Raw genomic sequence first — 20,518 nt, 5'->3', positions numbered from 1 at the left:
GGTTAGTTTCTGTTCAATTTTGCAATTTCCTTCTTATACCAACTTGTATCGGTCCCCCAGTTTTTGTTTGGACGATTTCCCATTTCCAATTCAAGCACACCACCGTTCATGATTTCAGTATGTTTTATCCAGGGGCGATTAATTGATTGCCCATTCAGACGGGCAGATTGGATGTACTTATTTGCCTTTGTGCACTTATTAGCTTTTACAACAAAGGTTTTATCTGCTGGAAGATGGATTTTTACTTCTTCGAAAAATGGACTTCCAATTGCATATAATCCAGTTCCCGGAGTAACCGGGTAAAAACCCATTCCCGAGAAAACATACCAGGCACAAAGCGCTCCGCCATCTTCATCACCGGGTAGCCCCAGAGGAGCATCATCAAACCACATATCCATGATTTCACGAATGCGACGCTGAGTTTTCCAAGGTTGCCCTGCATAATTGTAGAGATAAGGTATATGAAAAGATGGTTCATTTCCAGCCGGAAACATTCCATTTAGCCCTGTTGCATCCGGAAATTGCCCCATAAATTGCCATTTTGAAATATTTGTAGGTTGATTAAACAAGCGATCTAACCTTTCGACAAATGCTTTATTTCCCCCCATCAAATCAATCAGTCCATAGATATCATGCATGACATTGAAACTCCATGGCCAGGCATTGTTTTCGGCAAAATACATGCGACTTCCTATTCCACCGGAAAGTTGAGGATCAAAGTCAGCAACCCACTCTCCATTTGCTTTCCTGGGAGACATAAAACCAGTTTCGGCATTAAATACATTTCGATAGTTTTGTGACCTTCCCATAAAATAATTATAATCTTCAGTTTTATTAAGTGCCTTGGCCAATTGAGCTAAGCACCAATCATCATAACTATGCTCGAGTGTTAATGCAACAGCCTGGCGTTTTTCAAAACCATGAACCATCGCAACCGGTTCAGGCTCATTCTCAGCCAAAGCAGGATACCAGCCATTCTCGAGATAAAAAGTATCTAATACACACATAGGTCCAACCCTCCAGGGAAGCATCGTAGCTTTCATTGCATTTTTCTTCAAGCCTTCATATGCTTTTCCAACGTTGAACTCTCTTTCTCCTTTTTGGTATGTATCCCAAACTAAAGCCGCGGAATGAAAACCAATCATTGCAGGAAAATCACCATAAAACTGCGGAAATCCGGGCATCCAGCCATCTTGCTCGTACATAGAGGTATAGGATTGCACCATGTCCCCTTCTCTTTCCGGATCTAATATCATCCCCAAAGGGTGAGAACTTCTGAAGGTATCCCATAACCAATCATCCACAAAAAATGGTCGATTTGCCGATTGATGTAATTCCTTGTCATAACCGCTGTAATACCTTCCATCTTCCGAAATATCAACCATCCTTACTTTCGTTCGATACAAACTGGTATAAAAAATTCGTTTTTGTCTTTCGGTTCCTCCCTTTACTTCTATTTGTCCAATATTATCTTTCCATATCTGGCAACTTATATCTTTTATCTCATCGAAAGATTTATTAGCTGCTTGGGAGATCAGGTTTTCTTTTGCCTGTTCCTCGCTTATAAATGATATACCAAAACGCAGTTCTACTGGTGCTGCCAACTTTTCAAACTCCACATATGCAGCCACAGAGTTTCCATTTACTGAAGTTTCATTTGGGTTAATGACTCCATTCTTAATGATTCCAGTACCTTGAACTGATTGATCAAATTCTCCATGAAAGAACTGTTTGGATCCCTGAAATTCTTCCCATCCAGCTATCGTATTCTGATTTATCTCAATCTTTGCATTGTTCTTTGTTCTAAGTACAATCGAATTGGAATCAGGCGTTGAAAACTCAAAGCGATACAAAACAGCCTGTTCTGTTGTGGTCCAAGCTGCAAGAATTTCAGGTTCCTCTAATATTACCTGATGATACCATGGATGAACTTCTTCCAAATCATGGTCGTAAACTGCGGCATTCAGCTTCCTATCTGCATAAACTTCACCATGAACAGGCATTATCTCCGATACCTTTCCCATTCGATATGCAGGCATATTTATAGCAAAACCATAGATTTTATCCGACAGGTATCTGTCATTGAGGCCCGGCTCGGTAACTGGGAATACCCTCACCATGCTATGAGGACGATGAACAGTTGGATTTTTAGTTGTTAATAATGTTGACACACTTCCAATGTTTGGATCAACATATTTAGTGTAATCATTTTTTGAACAGCCAAATAATATGGCCAATATTAGTGCAGGAATAGCAAGTTTAAGGTTCATTGTTAGTTTATTAATTCATTTATCCAGCAAATACAAAACGATATTTCATATCATCGTCAAACCACATTCGAAAATTGGTTCCCCAAACATTATCATGTAAGCAAAAGTGAATTCCATCATCCGCCATCGGTATTTTATTATCAAAATTGAGCAGGTTCCGCTCTCCCACAGCTACTAACGGTGCATCTATGGATTCAATTTGACATTTATGCTCTTCACTTTTATACCATGCTCCCTTTTGTGTTGAATGTAATTTTCTGTTGCCATTATCCACTACATTCATAATATCAACAGGCAACCCCATCTTGTCAACCATCCAATTTCCATTTGCAACAGGAGGAACAAATGAGAACCACGAAGCCTCCGGCAAACGATAAGCAGGTTTATTAAACCATTGGAGAGTTGCCTGAACTTCTTTTTTATTAAAAGGAAAAAATATCTCCACATTAATATTTCTTGCACAACCGCCAACGGGTTCCTGATCTTCATCCAAAACTGCAAGTTCAATTAAAATATGTTTCCCCAGTTCATCATCCTTCATTGATAGCTCCTGAAGTAACGGATACCAGGTTTTAGAAATTGCATTTGTTTTGTCCAAGCCAATCTTACCAAAATCACCAAATGCCCACTTGGTCTTTTGAGTTAGATATTGATCAAGAAAACGTGTGTAATCTTTATCTGAAAAAGTTTGATAGGTAAACAGACATAGAGGTTTGTCTTTTGTCGCCCAGTCCAGATTAGTGGATTTATCTTTCAACTTTATAATTGCGCCGGTTACCTCATCAATTTCCAATTCGTAAAACTCAGTATCGATAATTTGACTATTCTCACTAACATTCACAAAACCATCTTTCGATGGTTGTTTTGGGATTAAACTTTCCAGATTCTTTTGCGCGCTAAAAGCAATATCATTCGGAAGTGCGGAAATGCCATCTCTGATATACTCACGTTTCTCGTTCCAGGATTTCTCCATTAAACTATATTTTGATTGAGATTTTGCGGCCAAGAAGTCCGTTGGATTGTACAAATCCCAATCCTTCAGCCAGGTTTTAACATCCAATCCCCAGGTATGCTCTGCAACCATCAATAATGGAATACCAAAAGAAAGGTCGGTTCTACTACCAAAATTGATTGTCTTATTTTCTAACAAGTTATTTCGAAAGCGACTAATCTCCCGAAATTGAGCAATTTTTAATGGATCACTTGCGATGCCATGGATCCATGTATCACCAAGCTCCTGTTCGATTACTGGCAATTGATTTTTGATATTAATAACATCCCGCGCAACAGCATTCAAATCAGAGGCAATAACCTCAGCATTTGGAAATTGTAGTCTCAAATTTTTATAAATATTAGCAATCTGCTCAGGAGTTTGAGGACCATGATTGTCACCAGTAAAAGAAATTGAAACAGCAGTTTGGGTACCCGGAATGATCATTGTATCACCATAATTCTTCTGATACATAAGTAATACCTCACTCCCTTCAGGTGTCCGCCATTTAGATAAAGGTGGAACACTTGGCGGCGTGCTTGCCGGATTTACTCCAATATGTAAAAATTCAATTCCATTTTTTTCAAGAACAGGTACAATTCCCATGGTATGACCCGGAACATCAGTCATTTTTGCAGCGATCGTTTTTCGACCAAATCGCTGATCTAACTCTGCAGATAACTGAATCCCTAGGTCAAATAAAGAAGAATCAGCTACTTCAGAGTGTGTTGTAAATGGTAAGCCATGCCAAACCATATCACCGGCTTCAATCGCCTTTTCCATCCTACGGCGCATTGCAGAATTCGACTTTTCTAAAAACTGATAGATAAGCCATGAGCCTGTTGTCCAAACAAACCGATCCTCGACCCTCTGACTACGAAGATTCTCAGACAGAGACAGTGCCGCTGGAATAAACTCACTCATATATGTATTTATAACATTAGCAGCAAGATCCGTAAATCCAATATCAAGATGAGTTTTAAAGATTAAATGCACCTTTTTTATCGATTCACTATCAAGAATATCCTGATCTACTGATCCAAATAATGACGGAGCGATTATAGCACCAGATGTAGCCAGACTTCCATTTTTTATAAATGCTCTTCTTTTCATACTTTTTAAATGTTACAAACGCTCAAGACCGGGTTGATTTGAAAGTGTAACCAACAAAAAACCAAACTCTTATTGAAAAAATATTCTCTTTCAGTTGAATAGACCAAAGCTTTAAGCTTGCCCTATCTATATTTTTGAAGACTAAAATTCAAGTTCAATAAACTTAACTTCATACGGGTTCAAATGAATTTTCTGCAACTCTTCGCCAATTTCATCACCGAGAATGTTCACCTCGACCATCCGTTTGATGATCCGACCATCAATATTTGAGTCCAGAGCAACATCAGCCTGGTTGCCTTCCAACTCTCTAAAATGGAGCAATACTGCATTCGAACCATTAAAAGCAGGCCTGCTGTTGACTAACATTGCATTTGGTGATCCAGTGATTTTAAGAGACTCAAATTTTGTTTGATCAAACTCATTCTTTCCTGCGGGGAATGTTCTTGTTGCGAAGCTGTTTCGTTCACCCCATGAAAATTTTGTGGCAAACGTATTTGTAGTATCCTTGCTTGAAGTAAGTTGATAACTCCAGTGGAATCCACCTTCCTGAAATGCCCTGAAATTTGTAAACCAGTAGTTATTCATCACCCATGAATAGAGCCATGGTTTTCCTGGTTTTGGGTAGCGCTCAAATTTCCCCATGTTGAAGTCACTAAATTGCCACAATGGAATTTCGTCGCTAACAACTATCACCTGGCAATCATTACCACGAACGGCAACAAAATTTTGCGCAGTATTCCAATCAGATGAAGAACCTGGCAATTGTTGCCCCTGAGACAAGACGCCACCTATCGTTTCAAAAACAATCCGTGAATCAGGTAATGCAAAAGGAAAGGATACATACAATGCTTCCGGTGAAGTGACAATCTCTTTTGCTGCCTGATATTGGAATTCTACTTTTTTAACATTCTTATATAATCGAATTTCTACGTCAAGACCTTTAGGATCATTTTCTTCTCCCTTAGTAAATCCATCCAAATCCGAAAGAATACGAATACTTTCCCAAACATCTCCCTCTGATCCTTTTTCAATTTTCACATTAGAAACAGCGGAATGACTTGGGATCATTTTGTTTCTTGCAGGTAGAGTTTCTCGCACCAATTGCCCTAACTTCCAGTCATTTTCAGAATCAACAAGTTCCTTATCAAGCTCCTTGTCATAAAGACTTATAATTGCACCGCTACTCTTATCAACTCGTATTTTATAAAACTGATTTTCCAATGTCTCAAGAGGGGCATTGTCCTTAGTTTTATCCGCGATCTCATTATCAGAAAGTTCTATTCTATAGGTTTTGTATCCCAAAGCTGGAATATTCTCCACCTCAAGTGCCCAATACGCTCCCTCTCTGCGATCTCGAATTAACTGTGCACTCGTCTTTTTTTGTGTAGTCAAATCAATGATTGAAAACTCTCTATTGATAGGCAATTGTTCCTTATCAATGAATACTTCAACAAGCCCCGATCGTTCCCATCCAAGAGAATTTACCACATAAATTACCGGGAAATCAGCTTTTTTCATAAAGCTCTGCAACCGAGCTAAAGCTTCTTCATTTAATAACGTTACTTGCTTTAATGCTTCCCAGGCATAAGCTCCTTTTTGAAGCCATTGTCGAGTTGAATTCTCAGAAAAAGGATGGCTAATACTTTCGTCAGCACCACAAGTATGCTCGTCAAAAAAGATCGCGTTTTCACTAATATGATTAATTTCGGCTTGCAAATCAGGATTTAGCTCTCCTCCCAACATTGAAACCATTGCAAACATTCCTTCATCTGTTTGCTTCATGTTTTGTGTTCGCCTTACTTCTGCGGTTTCTCTGGAAGTCGATCCATACCCATCAGTCCACCAATCCAACCATGCATTTCGATACACAGGTAGTGAAGTTGCATGATTTTCTTCAACATATTCAAAAAATTCACTGGCAACTGCCAGTCGTAGTTTGGGATAAATATATTTTTGATTCCACTCTTTTACAATTTCACAAGCTGCAGTTGAAGGGGGTGCGTTATCTGTAAAATAACCTGAGAACTGAATTGCAATCTTGTTAAACGGATAATTTTTTGCTTCAAGATCTGCCAGGTACCCAAGAACTCGCTCTGGTTTTACTGCTTTTGTTTCAAATCCGAAGAAATTCCCAGTCATATAATGATCTGGCCGAAAGGCCAACAATCGTTCACCGGATGGTGATTCCCACCAAAAACAGGTAGGTTTATCAAATGGACGTATTGAACGAGTCTCATTGATTCCCATGGCCAGATACTTTACTCCGGTATTCTTTAAATAATCCGGAATGCACCAGGCAACTCCATTTACATCGTTTTGCATTACAGTCTGCACAGGAAAATCAGATTCCTTAATATCTCTTAAAGGCTGAAAGAAATCATACATGACATTTTCGTCAGCAATCTCAGCCATATTAGCAAACATACCGGTAACTTCTATTCTACCTTCTGCTATGCGTTGTTTAAATCTTTTAATTTGATCTTTTGATCTGGATTTCAAAAATTCTTTGGTTACCCATGCAGACTCACAGGTCCATCTGAATTTTGAATCATCCGGTAGGTTGTCTGTTTGGTCACAATAATCAAGCGCATAATCAATATAGCGCATTTGTTCTGCGAGTATTTCAGACTGAGGTCGGGTATACCCAATATCGGTATGTGAATGTTGTACAAGAAAAATATTCCACTCTTTGGGAGGGGTAATTACAAAAGAGTAATCTTTTTGAGCGGTTTGATTTATTTTTACTTGAAAATTTCTATTTTTATTTTTCTTCACTGCTGGAAGATCAATAAGAAAGGTATTGTTGCCTTCTTTAAGCTCAGCTTTAACCAACTCGTCATTTTGACTTTTGATTACAATTTCACCTACTTGGTCTGACTCATAAGTTGCAATTACCTGCTGATATTGTTTGCCATTAATTTCAAATAAAACCGGTGCATTTTTAAATTGCACTTCCGGAATTTTCTCCTGGCAATACCCCTGATTAATTACTAAAAAGGAAGAAAAAAAAAGAAGGAAAGATGTGATGAACCTAAATTTTCTCATAATACAAAGTGCATTTAATTTGAGATCAGGTACAATCAAGTTATAAATATTAGAATTAATACTTATAACAAAATAAAAAAGAGCACTGCAACCAAAGTCACAGTGCTCTTAAAGAGATACTATTCAATTACAGCTAGGTGAGCATATTGATCACCAATCTTATATTCAAATGAAACTGAAGCACCTGGAGTAACATTAGTTAACTTCATCATACCGTAGAATACATCTTCGGCATCAGGTCCGGTAACAGCTTTAAAGATGAAATAATCACCTGATACAGGATCAGCAGAAGCTGTTGGAGTACCAGCGTCATAAGTCGCTTTGATGTTTGTAGCATTGTTCAAATCATAAAGATTTGCAGTACCAGGTACAAACTCAATTGTATTACCACCAGCAAGATATTCTGATCCACCTTGTATAAGAAGTGAACCACCAGAGATAGCTACCATTGCCATTGCATCATCAGCAGCAACTGCTCCATTTACCAATAGGTTTCTTCCTGCAGAAGATCCACCCATATTCAAAGTTGCAGAACGCTTAATGTATAAGTAAGGATCTCTAACAATTATGGTAGTTGTAATTTCATCAGAATAACTTCCAACTGTTGATACAAATGAATAAATCATTGTATCATTATCAGCAGCAAAGTCATCACCAGAAATAGGTACCATAAATGGCATTGAACCAGTAAAAGGAGATCCGGCAACTTCTACCCAAGCAGCACTTGAACCATTTTTACGCTTTGCAACCAAATTTCCTGAATATGCTGCTGATTTAGGATCAACGCTAATCTCAAAATAAGCGGTTTCAGGAGTACGAGCAACATCAACTGTTACCTCACCAACTTTTGGTTTTGTTGCAGTAGTCGCAAATTCCATTGTTACCCTTTGTTTTGCATAGTCAGATTCTCCGGCAAAAATTACAGTAGCATAGTCACCTTCTTGTGTCATCTGAGCTTCTTGTCTTGTGTAAGTAACACTTGCTTTTAGATCACTACCAACAGTAACTGTTTTTTGAGTACCAGTTAAAGGTAACAATTGCTTTGTTGCACCCCCATTAGGTGGAGTTTGCAATTTTAGCAGTTCCACGTTCATTACATCTCCTGATTTTGCTGTTGCAAATTGAGCTGTAACGGTAAAGCTTTCATCTAATGTGCTAATTCCTTCTGTTTCTGTTGAAGAAACACCAGTGAGTAAAACATTTCCGTTTTCATCAGTAGGAATTTCATAATAGGGTTGCTCAATACAACTTACGGCTATTACCAGCACACATAATATTGATATAATTTTTTTCATTTTTTGCATGTTTATCAAATTAATATCTTACTGTTTATTGGCCCACTTGTTGTGGATTCCAACCATAGTTCTGCAAACACTCTCTGTTATTATCAATTTCAGTTGATGAAACCGGAGCTAATAAATGTTTTGCACTAAATTCAAAGTTAAAATGTGAAGGTTGGTGACCAACAAAACTCTCAACACCAGCAAATTCACCACCGCCATCAATCAATGCAGTACGAGTACGTCTCATGTCGAAAAGCATTTTGTTTTCAAATACTAATTCATACGCACGCTCAGCTAAAATATCCTTTAAGGTTAAATCTCCTGGCAAGAACGTTGATAATCCAGCTCTTTCACGAACCTCATTAATACCTGCTACTTCATTTTGATTATGCTGACCTAAAGCCCAATATACTTCAGTACGCATCAACAAAATGTCTGCATAACGGTACAAATTGAAGTTCAAACCAGATTCACCAGTTTCTTTAATAGCTTTTGTATCGTAATATTTATATAGGAAGTTTACAGGAAATTTTGCTGCAGGACCTTCGTTCGAATCATACTTAGTTGATTTGTTATCGCTAGAGAAGAAATATACTCTTTCACCGATACGCTTATCAGCTGCGTTGTAAGAGTTATAATATTCAACACTAGGAATCACCGTACCATTTTCATCACCAAATTGAGAGATCTGGCTCGCCAATGGAAGTGTTGTTGAAATCATACCATTGTTTCGAGTACCGGCAGTATACTGAACCTGGAAAATCGCTCCTCCTTTATTGTCCATTTCAGGATTTCTAATATCAGCAAAATCACCTAACTCATATTTACCGTATAAAAAGTCCAATTGCGTTTTTGCCTTTTCAAGTAAAGCTTTTGCACTACTGGTATTAACAGGATATTCAGTCATAGACCATAGTCCTTCGGTACACCAATTTTTAGTAGTATCAGTAGCTGCTTCCTGATATGGATATCCAGACATTGTTAAATAAACATCAGCCAAGATAGCTCTGGCAACATGCTTAGTTACACGACCAATAGAAGATTGTTCATCTGGCAGTTCGGTTTGATTAACTGCAAATTCCAGATCAGGAACAATAATGTCATCATAAATCTTCACCAGACTGGTTCTTGGCTGCTGTGCCAAAGTCACATCAGTTAAGATATCAGTATTCATTACAACATCACCATAATGACGAACCAAGCAGAAATAATAGAATGCACGCATCGTTCTTACTTCACCTAGTAACTTATCTTTTTCTACATCAGAAAGCTCAGTTACACCAGGAATCATCTTGATAGCCAGGTTACAATCACGTACACCCTGATACCAGTTATTCCATGGGTGAATAAAATATTCACTTTCACCACTTTCACTATTTTGTTCAAATTTCCATAATTCAGCACCTTGGTATTGAGAATAAGCTTTACCGGTTGCATATTCCAATGCGCCTGCAAGGTTACCACCCCACCAAACAGCACCATTTGTCCATGATGGAAGGGCACGATATGCACCGACAGCCAATGCATCGGCACCCGCAGCACTCGTAATTTGGGATTCATCAGTCAGAGATCCTGTCGGAGTCTCTTCCAGAAACTTTTCGCACGAACTAAGCAGTACAATAAGTCCAAGCAATATTATTAATGTGTATTTCATTTTTCAATTTTTTAAAGTTCTTAGAAAATAAGATTTACCCCAAACGTATAACTTGTTGGACGTGGATACATAAAGAAATCCATACCAGGAGTAATTCCATCCATATTATCACTATCACTTCCTTCTGGGTCATACCCACTATATTTAGTGATTACAAAGAAGTTACGAGCTGAAGCATAAACTCTTAATTTATCCAATCCTACTTTATCAAGGAAAGAGTTATTAAAAGAATATCCTAAAGTTGCACCATCACCTCTAACAAAAGAAGCATCTTCGATCCAGTGAGTATCTGGATAAGTTTGATAATAAGCACCACCATTACCAGGACGAACTTGACCGATATAGGTATCTTGGTGATCTGGACGCCAAGCATCTAAGATTGAATTCTTACCATTGGCCATTGCCTGACGGTCTTCAGATGAGTGATTAGTCCTATTTTCTTTCTTAGCTCCGTATGATATTCTAATATCAATGCTGAAGTCAAAATTCTTATAGGTCACACTATTATTAATATCCATATCAAAGATTGGGAAAGCACTACCAAGAACATCACCATCAGCAACAAAACTGATAACACCATCACCATTTACATCTTCATATTTCACGTCACCAGGAACGAATCCATAACGAGCAGCCAAAGAAGCCTCTTCAGTACTATATGTTCCTAATCTATGTAATCCAAAGAAAGAAGCAACTGATTCGCCTTCTCTTAATATAGTATTTGCACCACCTACCCAATAGTTACGTAAGATATCGGCACCTGTTGGTCCAAGTTGTTTAATCTTGTTTTTGTTTGTTGCAAAAGTAACATCAGTAAACCAGTTCAAATCACGGCTTTTGATATTATGAGTTCCGAGGGTAAATTCAAAACCTGTATTTTCAATTTCACCATAATTCTTCTTAACCTGTCCTGTAGTCGTTGACAATGGAAGTGGCACATCAAGAAGCATGTCGGTAGTTAGCTTATAGTAATATTCAAATGAAGCATTGATTCTGCTATTGAATAAACCGATATCCAAACCACCATTATATTGAGTAGTAGTTTCCCATTTCAAGTCTGGGTTTCCAACAGAATTTGGGAAAAGACCAGGATAAACCGCATCTCCCAAAGAAACATTAGTAGAACCGATGAAAGTTTGGGTTACATAACTACCAATCTCCTGGTTACCTGTTTGACCTACACTTAATCTAAGTTTTAGATTTGATAAGTTAGGAATACTTTTTGCAAAATCTTCTTCGCTAATTCTCCATGCAAATGAACCTGAAGGGAAGAAACCGTATTTGGTATTTGCTCCAAATTTAGAAGAACCATCAACACGACCAGTAACAGTAAACAGGTATTTGTTCTTAAATCCATAAGTTGCACGTGCAAAGTAAGAATTCAAAGCACTTCTTGCATCTTCACTATGAACACCTGGTCTGGTTGCGGTTCCAAGTCCAATATTATGCCATCCGTAAAAGTCATCAAAGTAATAACTATTGCTCATATTCGAACGTTCATACTTTTCTTCAGACCATGAGAAACCTAACATACCAGTAACAGAATGATCACCAAATACTTTATTGTAGTTAAAGTAGTTCTCATTTTGCCAGTATACCCAATTATCATTGCGGATATAAGCTGAACCACGGTTGTTAATTTTGCGTCCAGTGTATTCATTATATTTTTCACCATTTAAATCAACAGCAAAGTTTGATCTAAAAGTCAAATCATCCGTAATCTGGAAGTTAAATGTCACATCACCAGTCACTTGAGTACGATCTCTGTAACGTTCTGTTTCCTCTGTAATATGAACTGGGTTATGAGGAGTCTCACCAGCAGGGAAGTCAGCGTTTGACGACCATTGTCCCGCATAGTTGCCATAGATACTAGCATCATCAGGATACTGGATAGGAAGGATTGAATACGCCTCTACAGCAGCACGTGCTATACCACCGCTAAAGTAAGATACGTCATTATAAAATTCTTTATTCTTATTAACTCCAAGGTTAGCACTTACTTTTAACCAATCGTTCACTTTCAAATCAGTAGTGATACGACCTGAATAACGTCCAATTTTTGAATCTTTCAACAATCCGTTTTCATCACCATAATTTAAGAATACACCAAACTGTGAATCTTTTGTTCCACCACGAACATTTAACTGGTGACTTGTAGATGTAGAAGGTTTGAATATTTCACGCTCCCAGTTAGTATCGAACCTTGGGCGGTATGTTTGCCCATCATCGCCAATCAAAGGAACAGAATAACTTCCTTTCTCAAAAAGGTGAGGCATTTGAGCATAACTGTGTCCGGCAGCAGAAGCGTCAATTGAATAATCAAATTGGGCAGGCCAGTTTGGAGATGTAGCATACTTTTTAACATTCATCCATGCTTGAGTAACAACATACATCATTTGTTCTGCGTCCAATACGTAGAAATATCTATCCATTGTATTTCTGGTAACGTAACCGTTATATTCAACCTGAGTATCTCCTTGAAGACCTTTTTTAGTTGTGATAATGATTACACCGTTTGAACCACGAGCACCATAAATTGCTGTAGCGGATGCATCTTTCAATACGTCCATCGATTCAATTTCATTTGGATTCAAAATACGAAGTGCATTTTTAACACCAACAACTCCATCGACAACAAATAATGGTTCGTTAGTAGCTGCATTAATGGAGTTTGTACCACGAATACGAATCATAGGCTCACTACCAGGAGCACCTGAACGTTCAATAATTTTAACACCAGCCACTTTACCACTAAGGGCCTGAGCCACGTTAAATGCAGGTCTGTCAAGCAGTCTTTCTTCATCAACACTACTAACAGCACCTGTTAAATCTTTTTTCTTCATGGTACCATAACCTACCGCTACCACTTCTTCCAAACCAATCACACTTTCTTCAAGGATCACGTCAATAACAGCTTGCCCGTTAATTGGAATCTCTTGAGTTAACATACCAACAAAAGAAACAATAAGTACAGCTCCATCGGGAATGTCTGAAATTACATATTCCCCATCAACATCAGTAATATTACCTTTTGTTGTTCCTTTAATAGCTACGGTTGCTCCAGGAATTGGACTGCCTTGATTATTTGTTACTTTACCACGAACAGTTTGACCTTGCTGGGCTTCTGCATCACCAGAAGTTAATAAGATCAAATTTCCATCCATGATTCTATATTTTACATCTTGATTATCAAACAACAAGGATAGAATCTCATCTACACTCTTATTGTTAGCTTTGAAATCAACGACTCTATCAACGTTAACTTGTTCTCGCTGATAGAAAAACCGGAAGTCTGTAGCTTCTTCAATTTCGATAAGAACTTCAGAAACCTTTTTACCTTCAAAATCGAAAGTAAGTTTTGTTGTTTGCGAATACACCGAGGCCGAAACCTGCATAATGCAAACCAATAAAATGAGTAGGGTCAGCTTCATTTTTAATAACAAATTTTGTTTCCCCCTTCGCTTCTCAGGAAAGGTACATTCAATTTTTTTCATAAATTTGGGTGTTGTTGATTAATAATTAATTGGTGTGACAGCACCAGTTATTAAACTTAATTGCCGGGGAATGTGACAGCATTTTCCGGCTTTTAGACAGAACGGATTTTTTCACATAAGCATCCTCCTAATTTTTATTAATTCTTATAGATCACAACTTCCTGTCCTCTAACTACATAGTGAAGAGGAAGCGTTTTCTGCAAAATATTTAAAACTTCTATTATAGTTTCATTCTTAATTGTACCATCGTAGTGATAATTCAAAATACTTTTATCAGGTACAACAATCTCAATTCCATATTTCCTTTCAAGAAGAACTATTAATTCTTCGAGGCTCATGTTAATAAATATTAATTTATTGTTTTTCCATGAAGAATAATTTTCAGTTCTAACTTTATTTACGGCAAGAGATTTTTTCTCTTTACTATATATTAATTGTTCTCCCGGAACCAGTGTGATTTCATCCTCAATTTTGAATTGCTCCGTAGATTGAATTCTAATTTCACCTTCTTCCAAAGTAGTGACCACATTGACATCTTCCGGATATGCACGAACATTAAACTCTGTTCCCATTACCTTTACGTCGTAAAAAGATGTATGAACAATAAACGGAACTTCCTTTGATTTCTCAACATCAAACCAAGCTTCCCCTTTTAAATACACTTCTCGTTTGTTTGTTTCTTTTCCAACTGTATACTTTATTTCTGATCCTGCATTCAAATAGATCAGAGTACCATCTGGCAAGATTGTTTCAGAAATAGATCCTTTAGGCGCAATTGCAGTAAAGTATGTAGTATCTTCTTCACCATTAAAATCTAACTGCAAAATATTGCCAACTATAAACCCGATAACTAAAACAGCAGCTAATTTTAATGCACTCGCCAGATTTATTGTGAAATTTTTCTTCTCAGATTTTTTAGTTGATTCGATTTTTCCCCAAAGCTTGTCAAAATCTCTCTGTACCTGCTTCGAGTCTTCGTTAACATCTTCCGTTTTTTCAAGTTGACTGAATAGCTCTTTTTTTAAATCATATTCCATCCCCTCCACATGGAAGACTGCCAATAATTTTTTACGCTCAGCCTCTTGTAGTTTTCCTGAGCGTAATTTTTCCAGTTTATTATTTAAGCCCTCACTCATCATCCTTTGTTTTTTTAGATGTAATACGTGTGGCAAAAATGTTTTACTCACTCCTAAACAAAAAAAAATTAACAAAAATTAAGAGTACTAGCAAAACAAGTAAAAAAATAAAAATGCGAAACCAGAATCAAGGGTTAATTCCTTCTTCAAAAAAGCAGTTGCACGGTATAACTGGTTTTCAATTGTTCGTTTTGACAACCCCAGTTTTTCCGCAATTTCATCATTGGTTAACCCCACTTCTCTACTCAACTTAAATATTTTTTGACGTTGCTCTGGCATTTGAGCCATAAGCGAACGGACTTGAGATAACATATCGTTATAAACAACCTCGTCCCACGTCTCATCTGATGCAGATGATTTTCCAGCGGTAAATTCATGAAAGGCCAATTCTAAATTCTTTCTGCGTATAAAATCGTAAATTGTATTGACAGCAATTTTAAATATAAAAGCTTTAACGTTTTGAGAACCATCAAGACTTTCCCTTTTATTCCAAATTTTGAGAAATACGTCTTGCACAAGCTCTTCTGCTTCATGATCCGATTTTAAGTAGCCACAAGCAAATCGATTAATCCGTCCGCTATAGCGATTGTAAAGTTGGGCAAAAGCATCTTTTGATCCTTTATTCACCAACTTTGCAAGTTTATTATCATCAATTTCCTGTGTTATTTGCATGCACTAAGAATTCTAAAGAATTGAACAAAGATATGACAAAAACATATTATTGATCACAACATTTACCAACAAAATTATATACAGCAAATATGAAATTTTACAAATTTTAACATATTTACACAAAATTAAACAAATAAGCAAATAATAATAAAACTCCATATATACCACAAAAACAACTCATTAAATAGCTATATTTTAATAGAAATAGCACTTATACAGTGCTATAGCATTTAATAAATCGAGCTGTTTTTAGTATTTATTCTACAAAAATAAATGCTGAATAATACAAAACGTCTACTAAAAATAATGACATTTATCATGAATAAGCATTGCCATTTCTATTTAACGAATATTAAATATATGACTACCTGAGTCTAATTTTATTAAAAATTGATTATCTGCTTTCGCTTCAACTTCTACTTTTGAAAATTTTGTCAAAGAAACTCCATCCTTAGATATTTTCTTACCACTAAGATAAAGGGTCGCTTTACTATTTGCTGGAACTGTTACCTTATACTCTATTTTATCTCCACGTTTTTTCCAGGATGATAAAATAGTTCCATAAGGTCCTTCATGCCTGGCTTCAAAATGGCTCAACCCAGAAACGAAATTCGGTTTCAGTATAATATTTTTAAACCCAGGATCATCCTCATCTGGGAAAATACCACCTAAGGCTTTGTAATACCAGGCATTTATTTCGCCAAACATGATGTGATTCATTGAAATATCACTGTTTGCATCTAACGGCCAGTTCTCATAAAAAGTAGTTGCACCATTCACAATCCACCAACCCCATGACGGATAATCTTCTTGCGAAGCAACATTGTATGCCAAATCTGCATACCCATTTTCGCTCAATGCATTTAATATTGCTTTTGTTCCCAGCAAGCCCACATCAATATGATTATTATCAGCTTTAACACGTTTGGCAAGATTACCTGCTACTTTCTGAATAAACTCTTCAGGCACAATTCCCCATTGCAAAGCAACACTTAATTCGGTTTGCAATCCTGTACCATAAATACCGGCTTCCCTATCCAGGTATTTTTTGTTTATTGCATTTTTAATCTTCTCCGCCAAAGCAAAGTATTTTTTACTGTCCTCATTTTTTTCCAACAATCTTGCAGTTTTTGCTAAAATCAGTGCATCCACATAATAATAAACAGAAGAAGTAAACTCTTTTGGTGTTTTAGATTTAACGGGCACCCAGTCGCCCAATCCCCAATCAGTTATTCCGGAAGGCCAGTTTTCATCAATGTGATTCACATATCTCTTGATGTTGTCGTAATTATCTTCAAGTATCTTCTGATCACCATAAAACAAGTAAACATTCCAGGGAATAATAGCAATTGTACTGGTCCAGTCAGGCCCATTGCCCCATTCATACCCCCAACCGTCTGTCGGAATAATCGAAGGTAATACTCCATTCGGTTGTTGCTCATCACGATGATCTGCCATCCACTTCTCATATACAGTTATGGCATCAAAATTATACAGCCCTGTTTCAATATTTATATGAGCATCTCCTGTCCAGCCATTCTTTTCCCTTTGCGGACAATCGGTAGGATAGCCAAATAGATTGGATAAATAAGAGCTATTTGCAGCCTGCCAAGTCTTGTTTAAAGTTTCATTTGATGAATGTATTTTTCCAACAGAGTCAACGTCACTGTGCATAAAATAAGCTTTTAAACTTTCCTTCGTTAACTCAATCGAGTTATCAGAGGTAACTTCCACGTATTGAAAACCTTTATAATTAAAACGTGGCATAAAAGTATCTTCCTTGGTCCCGCTTAAAATCAGGATATCCGTTTGAAAGGGATCAGAATCGTCAGTTGGCCGATAGTGAACATCAATATTCGACTGATCGACATAACCATTTTCGGCGAGTCGCTCAGCATGCTTTAAACGAACCGTAGTTCCTTCTTCACCTTTTGCTGTAATTTTAGTAACGCCAGAAATATTTCGACCAAAATCAAACAAGTAAGTGTTCTCATCTAATTTTTTCATACTTTTTGCAGACAGTTCTTTTACATTGCGAACAGGAACCATAGTTTGAGAAACGATGTTTTTAGAGGGCGATCCCGTTGCCATCGAAGTTCTCCATTTTGAATCATCAAAACCTGGCATATTCCATCCATCAATTTCTTTTCGGGCATCGTAGTGTTCAGCTGTGTAAATGCTGTTAAAAATAACCGGACTTAGTGCTGTTTTCCAATCTACTCCACTGCCAATGGTCTCTTGAGAACCATCTTCATAAGTAATTCGGATATCCATACAGAACTTTGGCCGAGCTCTCCATGGTGCTTTATCGAAATACCAAACAGCAGTAGACTGATGATTGTACCAACCATTTCCCAGTAAAACACCAACAGCATTCTCCTGCTCATTTAATTGGTTGGTAATATCGTATGTCACGTATAAATTTCGACGATCGAATCTCGTATACATCGGATCCAAACGATGGTTACCTACTTTCTTGCCATTCAAAGTCAACTCATACAAACCTGCCACTGCTATATAGGCTCGGGCTGATTTCACCTTTTTGTCTAAAAAAAATTCTTTTCGAAAATAAGGAGCTGCTTTTGCATTAAAGTTATAAGTATCCGAAATCCAACTTCCCTTCCAATTCTCCACGTCCATCATACCAGTTTCAAAAGTAACAATAGCAGAGGATGTCATTGCTTGATCATTGTCCCAACTTAAAACACGCCAATAATATTTAGTAAATGGGACAAGCTTTTTCCCTTCATAACGAACAAGCATTTGGTCTGAATTAACTTTTTGAGTATCCCAATAATTCCCGTGTCCATTTGCAACATCTGCAGAATCAGTACCTACCACTATTTGATATACAGTTTGTTTTGCACCAGGGCGGCTATCAGCTATTTGCCAGGTAAAACGTGGAGAAGGTTCATCTATTCCCAAAGGATTCGTTAAATATTCGCAACGCAAACTAGCAACTTGTGCTTGAACAGCTATAAGTTGAAATACAAACAATGCTAAATAGAGGAGTTTAATTTTCATTTTTCAGACTTTATGAATTGAATTCGTATTTTAAATATCTACATTTTATTCTTAACATCAATTACCTCAACACCAAGAGGCGCATCAATCTTTGATTTTATAGAACCATCCGGCTGCTTCACATGACTTATTTTTACAACACCGTACGGAGTAGGGAAACTACCTTCTACCCATTGTAAATCGCCCAAGTGCGGTTCGATTTTAATTTTTTTGCAACCAGGCTCCATTACACTTACCCCTAACACATATTGAGTTAGCCAGGAAGTCGGACCAGAAGCCCAGCCATGGCAAAAACTATGTCGGTATCCTTTATAGCAATAATCGCCATAAGCTGCATGAACATCAACTTTCCCTTCAGGGACTATTTCATCGATTCGAGCAGCATTATCCATCCATTCAATATTGAAATCTTCCCAGAATGTTGTCGCTCCAAGATCAAGCATGCATCCCCAATAGTTGCGGATATTCTCAATCGCACCTTGATAATCACCCGCCATTGCACGCGCCTTCAGCATATAATAACCATAAAAAGTTGACATATTGTGAACTCCATCCTTCGCCAAAACTTCAGCATTAGCCTTTTCTGCAGAAACTAAACCTGACAAGGAGAGCAAAGCTGCTGCCTGTTTCGAGCCCGCCATCTCCGGAATATGATTTTTAAGTTTTTCAACTGACAACCGACAGATATTAGCTGTTTCCTTATCATCCAATAGCGTGCAGAGTTCTTCTCCTGCCTGAAAAGTCATCACCATCATTGATTGCAGGCCGGCGTGAACAGCATCCTGATTCTCACTGGAAGGCCAATCCAGAAACCGCATACCATCCAGGGTTTCCTTTCCTGAAGAATCAATTTTTGTTGCAAGAAGATGCAACAATGCAGTTAGGTAACTTTTCTGCTGTGAGAGGTACTCAAAATCTCCTTGATAAAAATACCAATCGCGCTGAATTAAAATCCACCACATTGAATAGGAACTGATACCATTCATCCAATTAGGTAGCGGAGTCAACTCTCTCGCCAGGTCAAGACTTTTAGGTACTGCGCCATTGTTCCCAAATACAGTATTGATAGTCATCACTTCAGGATGCATATCCCCTACCCAGACTAAACGGTCACGTTTAATTCCATCCCAGAGATAATCCTGCATGTTTAAATGGACAGTATATGCACCTGTCATCCAAATCTGATTTAGTCTCTCATCATTACAACTGAATGAGCCCAGGTAAGGAACATCCTGATAAGTAAAAATGGCGCTTACTTCTTTCAGCACAATCTTTGTATCAGGATCAACCAAATCAATACGAACAAAACGGAACCCGGAATTTCCTACTTCCAAGCGGCCTAACCAGGGTAAAGTAACCGTAAAATCGCGCATCGCATGATCATTTGTAGCACCCTCAACACCTGCATCACTCATCGTTTCACCAACTGATTCGCCAAAGCGAATCCGAACACGACCAGCTGGATTTTGATTACTTATACTGGTGATAATTTCAAGTCCCCCATGAATTTCACGCCCAAAATCAAGAATGATACCTGATTTTGAAATAGAATCACTAATTAGTGTCAGGTAATTACCACCGTTTAAATCAGCCTGTCCAATTCCCGGATTCAAGATACTTTCCGCATTTTGAACTTGTTCGCCTGACGAATCTGAAAGCCAGACAATGCGTTCTGCAGTGAGGTATTTCCGGGTCAAACCGGTAGAACGTATTTTAGTAGTTTCCTGCTTATTGAATACTGGTGGTAATTGTGCCATTGCAACACCTGCCGTCAGGATCAAAAACATAAAAGTTAATAATCGTAATAATTTCATTTTCTTTAATTGGATTGAAAAA

General features: G+C 37.6%; 10 protein-coding genes. All 10 read right to left on the bottom strand.

What is annotated here, in order from left to right; genetic code table 11:
* Positions 1–2 precede the first annotated feature (2 nt).
* The 10 genes from ACUNWD_RS16915 to ACUNWD_RS16870 all read right to left on the bottom strand — a co-directional run bounded on the left by ACUNWD_RS16915 (position 3) and on the right by ACUNWD_RS16870 (position 20,496).
* A complete protein-coding gene (locus ACUNWD_RS16915) occupies positions 3–2,270 on the bottom strand; it encodes a GH92 family glycosyl hydrolase (protein ID WP_445589028.1) in 2,268 nt (755 codons plus the stop codon).
* A 19-nt stretch (positions 2,271–2,289) separates the two neighbouring features.
* Positions 2,290–4,374: a DUF5054 domain-containing protein gene (locus tag ACUNWD_RS16910; protein WP_445589027.1), complete on the bottom strand. Its 2,085-nt coding sequence runs from the start codon at positions 4,372–4,374 to the stop codon at positions 2,290–2,292.
* Between the two features lie 141 nt (positions 4,375–4,515).
* Positions 4,516–7,419 (bottom strand): glycoside hydrolase family 38 N-terminal domain-containing protein, encoded by a 2,904-nt coding sequence (locus ACUNWD_RS16905; protein ID WP_445589026.1) that lies wholly within the window; start codon positions 7,417–7,419, stop codon positions 4,516–4,518.
* A 119-nt stretch (positions 7,420–7,538) separates the two neighbouring features.
* The gene (locus ACUNWD_RS16900; RefSeq protein ID WP_445589025.1) at positions 7,539–8,714 is read right to left on the bottom strand and encodes a hypothetical protein; all 1,176 of its coding nucleotides are present in this window, start codon (positions 8,712–8,714) and stop codon (positions 7,539–7,541) included.
* Between the two features lie 34 nt (positions 8,715–8,748).
* Positions 8,749–10,356, bottom strand: a complete 1,608-nt coding sequence (locus tag ACUNWD_RS16895) for a RagB/SusD family nutrient uptake outer membrane protein (protein ID WP_445589024.1) — start codon at positions 10,354–10,356, stop codon at positions 8,749–8,751.
* A 20-nt stretch (positions 10,357–10,376) separates the two neighbouring features.
* Positions 10,377–13,850, bottom strand: a complete 3,474-nt coding sequence (locus tag ACUNWD_RS16890) for a TonB-dependent receptor (protein ID WP_445589023.1) — start codon at positions 13,848–13,850, stop codon at positions 10,377–10,379.
* 137 nt (positions 13,851–13,987) lie between these two features.
* A complete protein-coding gene (locus tag ACUNWD_RS16885) occupies positions 13,988–14,989 on the bottom strand; it encodes a FecR family protein (protein WP_445589022.1) in 1,002 nt (333 codons plus the stop codon).
* An 84-nt stretch (positions 14,990–15,073) separates the two neighbouring features.
* Positions 15,074–15,658 (bottom strand): RNA polymerase sigma-70 factor, encoded by a 585-nt coding sequence (locus ACUNWD_RS16880; protein WP_445589021.1) that lies wholly within the window; start codon positions 15,656–15,658, stop codon positions 15,074–15,076.
* Positions 15,659–16,000: 342 nt separating this feature from the next.
* Complete coding sequence (locus ACUNWD_RS16875; RefSeq protein ID WP_445589020.1) at positions 16,001–18,682, bottom strand: glycoside hydrolase family 78 protein; 2,682 nt, start codon at positions 18,680–18,682, stop codon at positions 16,001–16,003.
* A 38-nt stretch (positions 18,683–18,720) separates the two neighbouring features.
* Positions 18,721–20,496, bottom strand: a complete 1,776-nt coding sequence (locus ACUNWD_RS16870) for an alpha-L-rhamnosidase-related protein (protein ID WP_445589019.1) — start codon at positions 20,494–20,496, stop codon at positions 18,721–18,723.
* Positions 20,497–20,518 lie beyond the last annotated feature (22 nt).

The organism is Sunxiuqinia sp. A32 (genome assembly GCF_052690465.1).
This window is presented reverse-complemented; position numbering and strand designations above follow the sequence as displayed.

Bases quoted from the DNA above. Each gene is read 5' to 3' on its own strand.
- ACUNWD_RS16915 (WP_445589028.1), bottom strand. From the start codon at position 2,270: ATGAACCTTAAACTTGCTATTCCTGCACTAATATTGGCCATATTATTT.
- ACUNWD_RS16910 (WP_445589027.1), bottom strand. From the start codon at position 4,374: ATGAAAAGAAGAGCATTTATAAAAAATGGAAGTCTGGCTACATCTGGT.
- ACUNWD_RS16905 (WP_445589026.1), bottom strand. From the start codon at position 7,419: ATGAGAAAATTTAGGTTCATCACATCTTTCCTTCTTTTTTTTTCTTCC.
- ACUNWD_RS16900 (WP_445589025.1), bottom strand. From the start codon at position 8,714: ATGAAAAAAATTATATCAATATTATGTGTGCTGGTAATAGCCGTAAGT.
- ACUNWD_RS16895 (WP_445589024.1), bottom strand. From the start codon at position 10,356: ATGAAATACACATTAATAATATTGCTTGGACTTATTGTACTGCTTAGT.
- ACUNWD_RS16890 (WP_445589023.1), bottom strand. From the start codon at position 13,850: ATGAAAAAAATTGAATGTACCTTTCCTGAGAAGCGAAGGGGGAAACAA.
- ACUNWD_RS16885 (WP_445589022.1), bottom strand. From the start codon at position 14,989: ATGATGAGTGAGGGCTTAAATAATAAACTGGAAAAATTACGCTCAGGA.
- ACUNWD_RS16880 (WP_445589021.1), bottom strand. From the start codon at position 15,658: ATGCAAATAACACAGGAAATTGATGATAATAAACTTGCAAAGTTGGTG.
- ACUNWD_RS16875 (WP_445589020.1), bottom strand. From the start codon at position 18,682: ATGAAAATTAAACTCCTCTATTTAGCATTGTTTGTATTTCAACTTATA.
- ACUNWD_RS16870 (WP_445589019.1), bottom strand. From the start codon at position 20,496: ATGAAATTATTACGATTATTAACTTTTATGTTTTTGATCCTGACGGCA.